Origin of the sequence: Salmonella enterica subsp. diarizonae (assembly GCF_008692785.1) — a bacterium.
Classification (GTDB): Bacteria; Pseudomonadota; Gammaproteobacteria; order Enterobacterales; family Enterobacteriaceae; genus Salmonella; species Salmonella diarizonae.
Window position 1 is genome coordinate 392,868 of the sequence record NZ_VXJV01000002.1, and the last position, 13,269, is coordinate 406,136.

12 protein-coding genes and 3 pseudogenes are annotated in these 13,269 nt (G+C 47.8%); 7 read left to right on the top strand and 8 right to left on the bottom strand.

All coding sequences use genetic code 11. The features are described 5' to 3' along the window. Nucleotides 1-480 precede the first annotated feature (480 nt). The 4 genes and pseudogenes from F4V72_RS24725 to pipB all read left to right on the top strand — a co-directional run bounded on the left by F4V72_RS24725 (nt 481) and on the right by pipB (nt 3,919). Nucleotides 481-675, top strand: coding sequence for a PagK family vesicle-borne virulence factor (locus F4V72_RS24725; protein WP_071790818.1), 195 nt, complete (start codon nt 481-483; stop codon nt 673-675). 335 nt (nt 676-1,010) lie between these two features. Further along, the gene (locus F4V72_RS05900; RefSeq protein WP_136058282.1) at nt 1,011-1,745 is read left to right on the top strand and encodes a non-specific acid phosphatase; all 735 of its coding nucleotides are present in this window, start codon (nt 1,011-1,013) and stop codon (nt 1,743-1,745) included. Nucleotides 1,746-2,168: 423 nt separating this feature from the next. Continuing rightward, nucleotides 2,169-2,587: pseudogene (locus F4V72_RS05905) on the top strand (PipA/GogA/GtgA family type III secretion system effector); the annotation flags it as partial. 441 nt (nt 2,588-3,028) lie between these two features. Then, entirely contained in the window at nt 3,029-3,919 is an 891-nt protein-coding gene (gene pipB / locus F4V72_RS05910) for an SPI-2 type III secretion system effector PipB (RefSeq protein ID WP_070801250.1), read from the top strand. A gap of 178 nt (nt 3,920-4,097) precedes the next feature. Here the strand turns inward: pipB and F4V72_RS24730 are convergent. Both F4V72_RS24730 and F4V72_RS24065 read right to left on the bottom strand, forming a co-directional pair. Continuing rightward, nucleotides 4,098-4,224: pseudogene (locus tag F4V72_RS24730) on the bottom strand (IS3 family transposase); the annotation flags it as partial. 297 nt (nt 4,225-4,521) lie between these two features. Next, nucleotides 4,522-4,701, bottom strand: a pseudogene (locus tag F4V72_RS24065) (recombinase family protein); the annotation flags it as partial. Between the two features lie 373 nt (nt 4,702-5,074). On the opposite strand from F4V72_RS24065, the gene F4V72_RS05925 reads away from it, so the two are divergent. Continuing rightward, complete coding sequence (locus tag F4V72_RS05925) at nt 5,075-5,305, top strand: DUF2554 family protein (RefSeq protein WP_023249425.1); 231 nt, start codon at nt 5,075-5,077, stop codon at nt 5,303-5,305. Here F4V72_RS05925 and F4V72_RS05930 read toward each other — a convergent pair whose 3' ends face one another. After that, nucleotides 5,306-7,270, bottom strand: a complete 1,965-nt coding sequence (locus F4V72_RS05930; protein WP_136058283.1) for a peptidase U32 family protein — start codon at nt 7,268-7,270, stop codon at nt 5,306-5,308. It abuts the gene before it with no gap. A 78-nt stretch (nt 7,271-7,348) separates the two neighbouring features. Next, nucleotides 7,349-7,885, bottom strand: coding sequence for a helix-turn-helix domain-containing protein (locus tag F4V72_RS05935; RefSeq protein ID WP_136058284.1), 537 nt, complete (start codon nt 7,883-7,885; stop codon nt 7,349-7,351). A 91-nt stretch (nt 7,886-7,976) separates the two neighbouring features. Between F4V72_RS05935 and F4V72_RS05940 the strand changes: the two genes are divergently transcribed. Continuing rightward, entirely contained in the window at nt 7,977-9,155 is a 1,179-nt protein-coding gene (locus F4V72_RS05940) for a benzoate/H(+) symporter BenE family transporter (RefSeq protein WP_053529055.1), read from the top strand. 53 nt (nt 9,156-9,208) lie between these two features. Here the strand turns inward: F4V72_RS05940 and F4V72_RS05945 are convergent, their stop codons facing one another. The 3 genes from F4V72_RS05945 to tehA all read right to left on the bottom strand — a co-directional run bounded on the left by F4V72_RS05945 (nt 9,209) and on the right by tehA (nt 11,629). Next, a complete protein-coding gene (locus tag F4V72_RS05945) occupies nt 9,209-9,877 on the bottom strand; it encodes a DUF3313 domain-containing protein (protein WP_023249429.1) in 669 nt (222 codons plus the stop codon). Between the two features lie 155 nt (nt 9,878-10,032). Continuing rightward, nucleotides 10,033-10,629: a tellurite resistance methyltransferase TehB gene (tehB, locus tag F4V72_RS05950; RefSeq protein ID WP_136058285.1), complete on the bottom strand. Its 597-nt coding sequence runs from the start codon at nt 10,627-10,629 to the stop codon at nt 10,033-10,035. Beyond that, nucleotides 10,616-11,629, bottom strand: a complete 1,014-nt coding sequence (tehA, locus tag F4V72_RS05955) for a dicarboxylate transporter/tellurite-resistance protein TehA (RefSeq protein ID WP_114048824.1) — start codon at nt 11,627-11,629, stop codon at nt 10,616-10,618. The genes tehB and tehA overlap by 14 nt, the downstream gene beginning before the upstream one ends. 106 nt (nt 11,630-11,735) lie before the next feature. Here tehA and ydcK point away from each other — a divergent pair, with 106 nt between their 5' ends. Then, nucleotides 11,736-12,716: a YdcK family protein gene (gene ydcK / locus F4V72_RS05960; protein WP_114048825.1), complete on the top strand. Its 981-nt coding sequence runs from the start codon at nt 11,736-11,738 to the stop codon at nt 12,714-12,716. On the opposite strand, the gene rimL is transcribed toward ydcK, so the two are convergent. Further along, complete coding sequence (gene rimL, locus F4V72_RS05965) at nt 12,713-13,252, bottom strand: 50S ribosomal protein L7/L12-serine acetyltransferase (RefSeq protein WP_079817610.1); 540 nt, start codon at nt 13,250-13,252, stop codon at nt 12,713-12,715. The two genes, ydcK and rimL, sit on opposite strands and share 4 nt — an antisense overlap. Nucleotides 13,253-13,269: the final 17 nt, after the last annotated feature.

Below are 13,269 nucleotides of genomic sequence, written 5' to 3' on the forward strand. Positions count from 1 at the left end.
CAATAAAGACGTATAAATTGTGTGGTGTTATACAGATGCCATCAGTCAGTTTCGCTCTGGTTTCTTCTGGTGAACTGATTTATCTGTGTCGAGGTCCCTTTACCTTCAGTATTTACTGCCCGCTTATTTCTCTTGAGCGGGATTTTTTTATAAGCAGCAAGTGAAAACTCACAATACATTGCCAGTGGGAGAACAAAAATGCCTGGATATTATAAAATCAATCACAGTTGGGCTGACGGGAGACGGCATACCGATGACGATGTCCTCCTTGAAGCAGTGATTACCTCATATGCTGATATTAATATATCATAAACACTGGCTCGATGGTTGAAGGACAAACCAAAAAGTACTACCGATATTGATTATAAAAATACCATCTGCTGGTACTGTGGTGGAGTCTGGTTACATTACGAACAAAAACACTCTGTTTTGATATATGCACTCAAGCGGTGAAGACGCTTTTAATTTACAGGTAAGATTATGATAAATCGTATATTTTTACCATTATTTCTGTTGCCGTTGGCGATAGCCTTTTCGGCATCAGCGATAGCTGCCAGTGATATAAAATCCCCACCGGATAATAAATACCCGCCCCATCCATTCGCCCCCTGGTGTGAAAACTGGCCACCAGATATAGGGAAACCACCGGAGTGGTATCAGATTTGTGGTTGCTAATTTTTTACAAAAGTCTGTTACAACCACATCAATACTGATGGTGTATCTGATTATTATGTTTCATCAGTTCTTCCTGAGCTTAATATTACTTCAGGCTGGTGTATTTTATTGATGCCAGCCTGATTTTTCATAATTTGATATCACTTCTTACAGGAATCCCCGCCAGTCAGGACAAGATAGCTAGTTTATGAACCATTCGGGAATCAACGAACTCTGTATCTCACCTCTATAGCCAGTAACGTTTCTTTCAGCCTTATGTTGAGTAACCATTGAGACATCCAAATATAAAATCACGCAGGCAAGAACATTCATTATTTTTTAACATGGAGTGATTTATGAAAAGCTATTACTTAGTCTTTTTCCTGCCATTACTTATAGTGAAACATTCAACAGCTAACACAGTAGAACCATTTCATGAACCTGAAGAGTCAGTGAACAGTCAGTTTTATTTACCTCCCCCTCCAGGAAATGATGATCCCGCTTTCCGATACGACAAAGATGCGTATTTCAGGGGTTATGCCATGAAGGACTCTCCCCGCTGGAAACAAGCGGCTATAGATGCAGATGTGAGCGTGGAGAATATAGCCAGAATATTTTCACCAGTCATTGGGGTTAAAATTAATAAACATGACACCCCGGAGACATGGAAAATGTTACAAAATCTTCTGACCATGGGTGGCTATTATGCCACTGCTTCGGCAAAAAAATATTACATGCGCACACGACCTTTTGTCTTATTTAAACACTCCACCTGTCGCCCCCAAGATGAGGATGCTTTACGAAAAAATGGCTCTTACCCTTCCGGGCATACAGCTTATGGCACACTTTTAGCCTTAGTTCTATCACAAGCCAAACCAGAACGAGCCCAGGAACTTGCCAGACGGGGATGGGAATTCGGACAAAGTAGAGTGATATGTGGCGCTCACTGGCAAAGTGATGTTGATGCTGGCCGTTATGTGGGAGCCGTAGAATTTGCGAGATTGCAAACAATTCCGGCATTTCAGGAATCATTAGCAAAAGTTCGTCAGGAGCTGAATAATAAAAATAATTTATTAAGTAAAGATGAATAATCGGCAATTACTGAGTTAATGAACAGATTATTTTATTGTCTGGTCGTACTCCCGGAAATATTTAACAGTAATCAGATGCTGGTACTCCAGCTTATAGCGTGGATACCAGCTATCCCAGGCCAAGGGTTGCCAGTCACCTTTTTCCTCAGATAACAGCGAGTACCAGTGAAATAACAACGCCCTTTTGGATAGTTTTCAGACAGTTAATTTATTATACAGCATAGCATATGACTTCGATGGAACTCTGCCCGGACTGTGCACGCCATGCTCAATCACTAAAATCAAAAGAATATCAGGCCTAACTCACTATCAAAGAGATATCCACCCCGGCATCCAGGCCGGATTTTAACCATTTACTCTCTTGTCTTCTCCCGGTTAAACCTGTTCTTCATGTTCTGCTCAATCATCAGCACCCTGTCAGCCCTATCCTCCGTACTTCAAAATGCGTACACCCAAAGCGAAACATTCCGCAGACTGATGAATTACGCCTATGAAAAAGAACTACATGATGTGGAGCAGCGCTGGTTACTGGGGGCTGGTGAATCCTTTGAAACTACCGTGAGTCCGAAAGATTTCAACCTTTCAGAAGGCAGGAGAGTCATATGTCTTAATCTGGACGATACTGATGAGGACTCATATCCTGAGTATTATGAAAGTAACGAAGGTCCACAACCTTTTGACGCAAAACGTTCATTTATCCATGAAGTTGTCATGCGCTGACCTATCTTCAGGATAAAGAAGAAAATCATCTAAGGGGCCCTGTTGTCGAATATACCAACATTATTCTGAAAGAGATGGGGCATTCTTCACCTCCAGGAATGGCCTACATCTTCAATAAATAGACACATCCGGAAACGAAAAACCGCTAAAAAACCCGTTTAGTAGCGGACTTGACTGTACGTACTTCAATATTTTAGCTGATGGTTGTGTAAATAGACCCATTTTAGTTTCAAGCATTTTTTGAGAACCCGGAAAAATTGCCCCTGGCCCAAATTCAGTACAGTATCAGCGAGATAAATTCCGGGACTCTTATCCAGGCGGATAGCCGCGAGCCTGTCACGCTTAAAGCTCGATTATGCGGGATACTTACAGCAGGACTTTCAGGAATAACTACTCACGTTCATGGTTTTAATACTTTCCACTTTAATAAATCTAAAAATCAAGTCATTACCCTCCCCCACACAAACCCAACCAAAACTCTGAATACAAAAATCACCCTATATCTTTTTTTGATATTCCTTACATAATGTGGCTTGACTCACACCGATCTATAAGGAATAAAAATGCCAATAACTAACACGTCTCCAGAAAATATATTAAAATATTTACATGCGGCCGGTACTGGTACGAAAGAAGCGATGAAAAATTCAACTTCACCACGCGGTATACTGGAATGGCTTGTCAATTTTTTTACCTGTGGTGGAGTAAGGAGAAGCAACGAAAGATGCTTTCAGGAGGTAGTGGAAAAGCTGACTTCAGCGTTATCACATGTAAATAAAGATGCTTTTTATAGAGGTACCAAAATATTTATGGAGGATATCAACGGGTGTACTACATGCCTGTCATGTGTCACAGTCCCTGAATATGAAAATAAAGCCCCCATGGTCACTATAGAAGTGAGTAAAGATGGAAAAACGATAGCAAGTGAAGTTGATGGTGATACATTTTGGAATGTCTGTCAAATGTTAAAACTGATTCGTAAATATAATATACAACAGGAGGATTCACTTTTAACCGAGGAAGGTAAGCTTAACCTACGTGGAGTATACCTGGCTTATAAAGATTTGCGGAATGAAAATTTTGAAAATATAGATGCATCCTCTACAGATTTCTATGGTTCAAATCTTTCTGGCGTAAATTTTTCTGGCGCAAATCTACACGGCGCAACAATGGCTTACACAAGTCTAGTTAGCGCAAACATGGCAAACACAGACATGTCTGGTGCAAATCTGACTAATGCAGACATGACCAACGCTAACATATTCTGTGCAGACTTAACTGATGCTGTTCTATGCAACGCAAAGCTAACTGGTGTTAATCTAAAGGATGCAAAGGCAGTTTCAGGAAACCGATTACCCGAAGCCGGCCTGTCAGATGTTCAACATCGTCTTGACACCCAGGATAACACTAATGAAACGCCTCCCTCTCTTTTGCCAATTTCAGATTGGTTGTGATAGCCGTGACTTCTGGATCACGCCATATTAATAAAAATATCCCTTGTAAAGGATTTTATAGCAAGGAGTATTCAACTAAGAGAATACTCCTTGTTTTTTATTAAAAAAATTACCGACATCTTAATTTCATTATAAAAATAACATTTTCAGCATATTTTTACATTACTGATATAAGGTGAAACCTCCAGCCTTCGCGGGTCCGCGATGTACATTATATCCGTGGCCCAACGCTCATTGGGTGCGTTCGGATTAAACTGCCGCTGGAGCCTGTTCGGCGTCACGATACTGGCTTCACTTGACCGCGATTAACAATCTGTTTGACTGCTTCAACTTTAAACTCTTCGGGATAACGCTTACCGCTCATGGGCTCCTCTCTTTAAGCCATCTTAAGGGACTGACCCCACGACAGTAGAAAAACTGTTATGAAAAAAGACAGCAATACGGGTATCCGAAACGGGCGTAATTGCTGGTAATGTCACTCCCAGGTTACGTATTGTCTGAAGGCGGCCTATGGCCTGCACAAGTGATGTGGCATTCACTTTAGTGTTTACCCTCGCCACTTCCGCCAAACGATATGATTCCAAATCCATTATCAATGGAACCTGAAGGTCAGCGATCATGCGGAGAAGCTCAGGTCCGTCAGCCCTGGCACCCGATGCTTTTTCCCGATAAATACCGGCAATATAAAAACCACTGGCGATGGTCGTTTTTTCGATGTCAGCTTGGCGGGCCAAATCCTGCTCTGATGTACGGCCCCTTTCATAGATGCGAGCAATTTTCATTTACGGTAGCCAAAATGATATAGTTAAGTTGGCTAACGTAAAAGAGGTAGCTAAAAATAACAATATGCGATGTATTTGGCTGATTAATTTTTGGCTATTTAAAATGGCTACTTAACGGTGTTTACTGTTCCGTTATTCCCCAAACCCCAATTCCCGAAAGAAGATCGTCCTAACTCCACGATGGGGTTCTGGTCTTTTCGCATTATGGCGGGGCTGGGAATGTTAATGCTATCTAATCATGTACCCGGCTACGTGTTCTCATACAACTTATCGCAATTATTGACAAACCGTTTTCGCTAATTTGAAGTGTTGAATAATAACTCAAATAAATTATTGGCATCATAACCCCACGACATAACTGGAAGGTGGCATGATGTTCACAAAAGCGTTATCAGTAGTTTTACTGACCTGTGCGCTGTTTTCAGGTCAGTTACTGGCGAAACAGCAAGGCCATGAGTTTGTATGGTTTGTGACGGGAGGACACCAGCTCAAACATGAAGCCGACAGCGATGAATTACGGGCGGCAGCGGAAGAATCAGCGGAAGGCTTGCGCGAGCACCACAACTGGCAGAAATCGCGCAAACCAGAGAGCTATTTCCGTTAATTAAACGCCCCTGCGCTTCGGCAGCGTTTTCATCAGCGCTTCAGGGCTCATTGAAGCGACAACGCTGCCGGGCTGGGGCATCTTCAAAATGTGGTTTTTAATTTTACCAATTACATGCATTTCGCAAGGGCGGCAGTCGAATTTTAGTGTCAGCACCTCATCGCCATGCACCAACTGCATCGGTGTGGCTTTCCAGCTCTTAATATTTCCTTTCGCCTGTTTTGGACAAAGGTTGAACGCAAAACGCAGGCAGTGCCTGGTGATCATGACCGGTATCTCGCCCTTCTCCTGATGCGCCTCATAGGCCGCATCGATCAATTGTACGCCGTAACGGTGATAAAATTCCCGTGCTTTGTGGTTGTAGACATTAGCGAGAAAACTGAGATGCGTTTGCGGATAAACAGGCGCAGGCTGCGCCACGGGTTTCCGGCGACCTCGTTGATAATGGGCCAGACGCGCTGCATCAAGCATATCAATCGCCTCCCGACGGAACTGATTGAGCAGACTGCCTGGCACGAATAACGCCGCCGGTAATGTCACCTGCATATCACGAGCGTAGTAGAGCGTTTGTCCCAGCTTCGCCAGTCCGACTTTTAGGTTATTTAACGCTTTTTCAGGGTTATTGGCTTCCTCAAACAGCCCGTCAAGTGTATGCGTAATGCAGATGCCTTCTTCACTGGTCAGCGTCAGAATAAGCTGTTCCTGCCAGCCGCCCAGCATGATATCAACCGCCACACGACGCTCACTGGAGGTTTTTGTCAGCGCTTGCTGCCAGTGATGATCCAGATTACGATTCAACGGATGATGCGGACGGACTTTATGCAGATCGGCAGGCATATCATTTGGCCAAACGCGGTAGCGGTTATGACCGGTTTTTTCCACGGTATTGGCGCGGAAACCCACCACTACACGCTTAATCAACACGTTCAGACCATCGCCATTCGCCAACGGCTCCGTAGCCTCCACATCGAGATAGTCCTTCGCCACATTCAGGACCTCGCCTACCGGTAAGCCAATAAATTTTGGTGAATCAAATGCGCCAATATCGCCTTTACGCGCGTTAACAAAATAGTCGGTGCTGCCGCGATGGAAGGTTTTCTCCGTGGAAGGAACAAAAAAGTGCTCGGTCCGACCAGCCGACGCACGCGCCAGATCGCCACGTTGCTCAATAATCGCGTCCAGCATCTGACGATAATGCGCGGTGATGTTTTTGACATAACTCATGTCTTTGTAGCGCCCTTCAATCTTGAAGGAACGTACGCCTGCATCAATCAACGCGCCGAGGTTAGCCGTTTGATCGTTATCTTTCATCGATAGCAGATGCTTTTCGTAAGATACCACCCGCCCCTGATCGTCTTTTAACGTATACGGTAAGCGACAGGCTTGCGAGCAGTCTCCCCGATTGGCGCTGCGCCCGGTTTGCGCATGAGAGATATAACACTGTCCAGAATAAGCGACACACAGCGCGCCATGAATGAAGAACTCAATTGTGGCGTCAGTAGCCTGATGAATATCCGCTATCTGAGTCAAATTAAGTTCGCGCGCCAGTACAATCTGTGAAAAACCGACATCGGCAAGAAACTTCGCTTTTTCCACGCTGCGAATATCACACTGTGTACTGGCGTGAAGCTCAATCGGCGGGATATCGAGTTCCAGAATTCCCATATCCTGCACAATCAGCGCATCCACGCCGGTGTCGTACAAATCGGTGATTAACCGTTGTGCGGGCTCCAGCTCATCATCATGCAGGATAGTGTTCAGCGTGACAAAAATCCTGGCACCGTAACGGTGGGCAAACGGGACCAGATCGGCGATATCGCGCAGACTGTTACTGGCATTATGACGCGCGCCAAAACCAGGTCCACCGATGTAGACGGCATCCGCGCCATGCAAAATCGCTTCGCGAGCAATTGCGGCGTCACGGGCCGGACTTAACAATTCGAGATAGTGAAGTTGTTGGCGCATACGGTCTTTCTTATCCAAGAGCAGCGAAATGGCGGCTATTGTAGTCAGAAGCGCAAACTAACGAAATAGTTTTCCTGCTTAATCGCGCGGGTAATGGATCAGCGAGTGAAAATGAACCGTCTGATCACTGCTGTTGCGATAGGTATGCGCCGTATCGCCGGCAAAACGCAAACCTTTACCGGCGTCTATTGTTTGCCATACCCCACCAGTACACATGTCCAGCCGTCCCTGAATCACCACCACATGTTCGATAACGCCGGCTTTATGCGGCGTTGATTCGCTGACCGCGCCAGGTGCCAGTAATAGGGAAAAATAGTCAAAACCGAGTTCAGGGTCCCACGGAAACAGTGGTGTGATGGCCATCGCTTGTTGCTGGGGATCGAAGGTCGGAGGACATTCAGCCTGCGGAGACGAAATAAACATTGAGAATGGAACATTCAGGCCCGTCGCTATTTTCCACAGCGTTGCGACTGTCGGACTGGACTCATTACGCTCTATCTGCCCCAACATGGCTTTTGATACGCCGGAGATCTCCGCCAGACGCGATAAACTCCAGCCTCGTTGATGGCGTAACGTTCTTAACGTGGTCGCCAGATAATGTGTCAGGTTATCCATTTTTTCCCCCTGTAAGACCATAGCGTATCACTTGTGCGCTATAACGCACAATGCTACATTACTTGACCGTTATAACGCACAAGAGGCGATCATGCGTCTGTTATCACTGCCGTTACCTACTGTATTATCTGGTCTGGTCGCCGTTCTGGTCGGCTATGCAAGTTCTGCGGCCATTATCTGGCAGGCGGCGCTTGCTGCTGGTGCAACTCCCGCAGAGATCGCCGGCTGGATGACCGCCCTCGGTATAGCGATGGGCATAAGCACACTGGCGCTAACCTTGTGGTATCGTGCGCCGGTTTTAACTGCCTGGTCTACGCCTGGCGCCGCTCTGTTGGTGACAGGGCTTCAGGGATTATCGTTGCCAGACGCCGTGGGCATATTCATTGTCGCCAATGCCCTGATTGTGTTGTGCGGCGTCACGGGATTGTTTGCGCGTTTGATGCGGATAATCCCCCATTCTCTTGCCGCCGCAATGCTGGCGGGAATACTGCTACGCTTCGGCCTGCAGGCGTTCGGGACGCTCAACGGAGAGTTTGTAATGTGCGGCGGTATGTTATTGGCGTGGCTACTCCTTAAGGTATTCGCGCCACGCTATGCCGTTATTGCCGCCATGGTAACGGGAATAACGGTGGCGCTCATGCAGGGTAAGATGGCGATGAGCGGTATCCATTTCGCAACTGTGTGGCCCGTCTTCATTCCCCCCCACTTTTCATTCGCTCAAAGCCTGAGCGTCGCGGTACCACTCTTCCTGGTGACGATGGCATCGCAAAACGCCCCCGGCGTCGCCACAATGAAGGCGTCTGGCTATCAGCTTCCTGTCTCTCCGTTAATGATTTTTACCGGGTTGCTGGCGCTGCTGCTTTCGCCATTTGGCGTTTATTCTATCTGTATTGCCGCCATTACCGCCGCCATTTGTCAAAGCCCGGACGCGCACCCCGATCCAACGCGTCGCTGGTTAGCGGCCGCCGCCGCAGGAATTTTTTATCTACTTGCCGGGTGGTTTGGCAGTTCGATAACCGATCTGATGGTCGCCCTGCCGGTTAGCTGGGTGCAAATGCTTGCTGGTCTGGCACTGTTAAGTACAATTAGCGGTAGCCTGTACCAGGCGCTTACTCACGAAAGCGAGCGTGACGCGGCAGTTATCGCATTTCTCGTCACCGCAAGCGGACTAACGCTGATGGGCATCGGATCGGCATTCTGGGGGTTGATCGCTGGCGGGATAGGCTACGCAGTGTTAACGAAAACGCGCCGCCCATCGTTGTCTGGCTGATGGCGATCGTTAACCTGACGGGGTTTGCGCCATCTTGCGATGGCGCCGCAGAATTATTTTTTGTTAATGTCAAACATAGAGGTATCCGTCGCCATATCATCCACGACCTGTTTCAACGTCTCAAACGCCATTGGCGTGCTGGAGTTACTCAAGTCTTTACCTTCGCCCTGGCGCACTACCTTGACGACCGGCTTGTTGGTAGCGGCATCTATCAGCTCACCCTCAAAATAGAGATGGGTATCCATTGTCCGGTGGCCTGTCGCCATTTGCGTACCCGCCACAATCAGCGCCACGGGGATCACCTCATAGAATTGTAACCCTTCTTTGCTGGTATCCACGCCCGTAATCGCCCCGCGGAAAATCAAACTGCGCGGCCCTGGCGTCGTGACCAGCGGTTTACGCTGTTCAATTGCTGATTTTACTTTAGTGTTCGTATAAGCCAGCAGTTTATCAAGAACTTGCTGCCCGACCTGGGTCGTTGGTTTGGGGACGGGATAATACGTTATTGGATTGTAAACAATACTGTCATAGTTAGAGTCATTGAAATGTGGATCTACCCAGCGCAACACCGGTTTTCCCGTGGCGGAGGTAGTTTCCTGCAGGTCCGAATAATTTTTTAAGAATCCAGAATACTTATCCGGCTGTGTGACTTTGGACGCACAGCCGGATAACGCCAGCAAGCCAGTAAGCACTGCAACTTTAAATAAAGTATGAGTACGCATGAAACGATCCCTTTAGTCTTCGCAATGATGCAAAGGAAATAATAGCAAAACGAAATCATTCTGGATGCACTAAAAATGGTAACGACAGCACAATTTGAACGCGGCGCCCGACAAAAAAATGCCGAACGCAGCGAGACTTACAGAACTTGCATCGCTCAGGCCGTTTTTCTCGCCAGCATCGTAGCAAAGCGCAGTTTGATACGGTTGCCGTTTTCGTCCGTGCGGTGAAGCTCGCCGACATCTTCGTTGTATTTCAGCATGTCCCATCCTGCGTAATAGCGGCGTAATTCGCCTGCTTTAAAAGCGAACGGGAATCCCACCGTACAGGGGAAATCCGGCGTATCCATTGCCGCGACGATCAAATTATATCCGCCAGGTTTTGTGCAGCGTTGCATATTGGCGATTAAACCGGGAATGGTTTGCGTCTCAAGAAACATCATAACCACTGTCGAGAGAATAAAATCGTACTCGCCGTCAAAGGTCAATGTATTCAGATCGACGATTTCGGTTTGCAGATTATCCAGCCCTTCTGCCGCTTTAATACGCTCAAGATTAGCCATACTGGCCGGATTTTTATCCCACGCGGTAACGTCATAACCGTTCGCGGCCAAATACAGACTATTGCGGCCATTACCACATCCCAAATCCAGCGTTCGACCCGGTGCGATAACCTTTGCCGCCGCCAGCACATCCGAATGCGTGCGGGTTAAACCGTATTTCTCAGTAAAGTAATTTTCGTCACGAATGGTCATTTTTTTCCTCCGTTTTCAACAGTGCAGCGCGCTCAGTGCGAATAAGCAACTTCCCCTGCACCAGCAATAGAAATGTACGGACCAGCAGTAAGGCGATAATAGCGTTAGTGAAAATAAACAGCGGGACGGCCAGAATATGGAAAAGCCCTGATTCACTACCGTGACCAAGATGTAACCCCGTGGTCGCCAGCGCAGAAACGCCGAACGAAAAACTCCAGAAGGAAGCATTAAACGGTTGAGATAAATACCAGGGCATTAATCGCAGCATAAATAAAAGCTGTAACAGACCGTAGCCGAATAGCATTTTCGCCAACGTGTCGCCCTCACCGCCATTGACGCTCAGCCAGGCGCTACAGGCAACCAGCGCGGGCGCCAGTTGGATACCCAGTGAAGTACGCAGCACCGCCGGTAACTCGCCGCAGCTACGCAGTCGCTGCAAAATAACCGGTTCCAGACTTAACCACGAAAAGACGCCTGCGCCTAAAAACACCAGTCCGGCATCATTGTAGCCGAGTGACCCACAGGCCATAGCGCTGATGAAATTATTCGCTACCGTTGGCAGATAAAGCCCTGGGGTCGTCGCTTCTTCCGGATGCGCTCCACGCCAAAGTCCCGCCGTCTGCCAGGCGGCGTACGCCAGTTGTATGACTGCCCCCACGCTGAATAGCGCAACGGCCAATGGTCGATACCAGGGAACGAAGCCGATCGCGACCAGCATTGTGGTCGCAGGAAACAGGCTGACAAAACTGCTCATTACCGGATGTCGCACTTCAGCCATCACGCTATGGGGAAAGCGCGCCAGACGGCTAAGGAACGCCAGGGTCAAGAGCCCCCAAATAATCATCGCCAGGATAACCATGATGTCGCCGGGCCAGTGGCTTATTGCCCATATCTGGCTGGCGTAACGCCAGGCGAATCCCATACCGATAGTGCCAAGGACGATCCCAAAATAGCCCGCAGGCAGATTGAGCACGCGATCGCTCTGCTTGTGATTACGCATTTTGTTTAATTTATAAAGTATATTTGAAATGCATTTTATGGAATTTCTGGTTGTTTCGCCAGTACCTTTGCTACGGTTATCTTAATCGTTCACACGGAATTTCCCTATGACCAAATATCGACTGAGTGAAGAACCCCGTGCTTTTACTTATCAGGTAGACGGTGAGAAGAAAAGCGTCTTATTACGACAACTTATTGCCGTAACGGATTTTAACGATGTTAAAGCCGGAACCTCCGGTGGCTGGGTTGATGACGATAGTGTGCTGTCACAACAGGGGGATTGCTGGATTTATGATCAAAACGCGATGGTCTTTGCTGGCACGGAAATTACGGGTAACGCGCGTATCACGCAGCCGTGCACGCTCTACAATAACGTGCGAATAGGCGATAATGTCTGGATTGATCGCGCTGATATCAGCGATGGCGCGCGAATAAGTGACAACGTCACAATTCAGTCATCTACCGTGCGCGGAGAGTGTGCGATTTATGGCGATGCCCGCGTGTTAAACCAGTCAGAAATTCTCGCCGTTCAGGGACTAACGCGTGAACATGCGCAGATTTTACAAATTTACGATCGCGCCACCCTGCGCCATTCGCGGATTGTTCATCAGGTACAGCTTTATGGCGACGCCACTATCACACACGCTTTTATTGAACACCGGGCGGAGGTCTTTGATTTCGCGTCCATTGAAGGCAACAAAGACAATAATGTCTGGATCTGTGACTGCGCCAAAGTCTATGGCCATGCGCGGGTTATCGCCGGCACAGAGGAAGATGCGATCCCTACCCTTCGCTACAGCTCGCAAGTAGCGGAACATGCGTTAATCGAAGGCAACTGTGTGTTAAAACATCATGTGCTGGTAGGCGGACATGCTGAGGTACGCGGAGGCCCGATTTTACTGGACGACCGCGTGCTGATTGAAGGCCACGCCTGTATACAGGGCGAAATCCTGATTGAGCACCAGGTAGAGATTAGCGGACGGGCGGCGGTGATAGCGTTTGACGGCAATACTATTCACCTGCGCGGCCCAAAAGTGATCAATGGCGAGGATCGTATTACTCGTACCCCCTTAGTCGGTTCCCTTTAAACCGTATCAATAATGCGGGCATATATATTAACGTCGTGATAGTCGCCGTTAAGATACTCCGCCTGTTTCATACAGCCTTCCAGCGTAAAATGGTTGCGCCGTGCGACCGCATTACTGGCCTGATTATCAACCCGGCATTTAATGACAAAGCGCCGAATATCGCCGCGTCGGACATAATGTGCCATCAGCGCCTGTAATGATTGCGACATTACCCCTTGTCCCTGGAGGGACTCATCCAGCCAGTAACCAATATACGCGGCTTTGTTTATCGGCTCGATGACATTAAATGAGAGTACGCCCGCCATCTCATTCTGGCAGAAAATCAGATACATTTTGGCGTAACCACGCTGGTGCAACAGTATATTACCCTGCACATGCTTACGCGTTTCATCCTGCGACGTGACATATTGCGGCCAGTCGAGCGACTGTTGTAGCCACGCTTTATTTTTGAGTACCAGTTGGTGCAGCGCCGGAACATGACTTTCATCTGCCGCTCGCAGTTCCAGCGTCGTGCTAACAGGAATAATTTCCACCATCGCGTTGCCCTTCTTCG

Coding starts and splice junctions, on each gene's coding strand:
- F4V72_RS24725 (WP_071790818.1), top strand. CDS start 481: ATGATAAATCGTATATTTTTACCATTATTTCTGTTGCCGTTGGCGATA.
- F4V72_RS05900 (WP_136058282.1), top strand. CDS start 1,011: ATGAAAAGCTATTACTTAGTCTTTTTCCTGCCATTACTTATAGTGAAA.
- pipB (WP_070801250.1), top strand. CDS start 3,029: ATGCCAATAACTAACACGTCTCCAGAAAATATATTAAAATATTTACAT.
- F4V72_RS05925 (WP_023249425.1), top strand. CDS start 5,075: ATGTTCACAAAAGCGTTATCAGTAGTTTTACTGACCTGTGCGCTGTTT.
- F4V72_RS05930 (WP_136058283.1), bottom strand. CDS start 7,270: ATGCGCCAACAACTTCACTATCTCGAATTGTTAAGTCCGGCCCGTGAC.
- F4V72_RS05935 (WP_136058284.1), bottom strand. CDS start 7,885: ATGGATAACCTGACACATTATCTGGCGACCACGTTAAGAACGTTACGC.
- F4V72_RS05940 (WP_053529055.1), top strand. CDS start 7,977: ATGCGTCTGTTATCACTGCCGTTACCTACTGTATTATCTGGTCTGGTC.
- F4V72_RS05945 (WP_023249429.1), bottom strand. CDS start 9,877: ATGCGTACTCATACTTTATTTAAAGTTGCAGTGCTTACTGGCTTGCTG.
- tehB (WP_136058285.1), bottom strand. CDS start 10,629: ATGACCATTCGTGACGAAAATTACTTTACTGAGAAATACGGTTTAACC.
- tehA (WP_114048824.1), bottom strand. CDS start 11,629: ATGCGTAATCACAAGCAGAGCGATCGCGTGCTCAATCTGCCTGCGGGC.
- ydcK (WP_114048825.1), top strand. CDS start 11,736: ATGACCAAATATCGACTGAGTGAAGAACCCCGTGCTTTTACTTATCAG.
- rimL (WP_079817610.1), bottom strand. CDS start 13,252: ATGGTGGAAATTATTCCTGTTAGCACGACGCTGGAACTGCGAGCGGCA.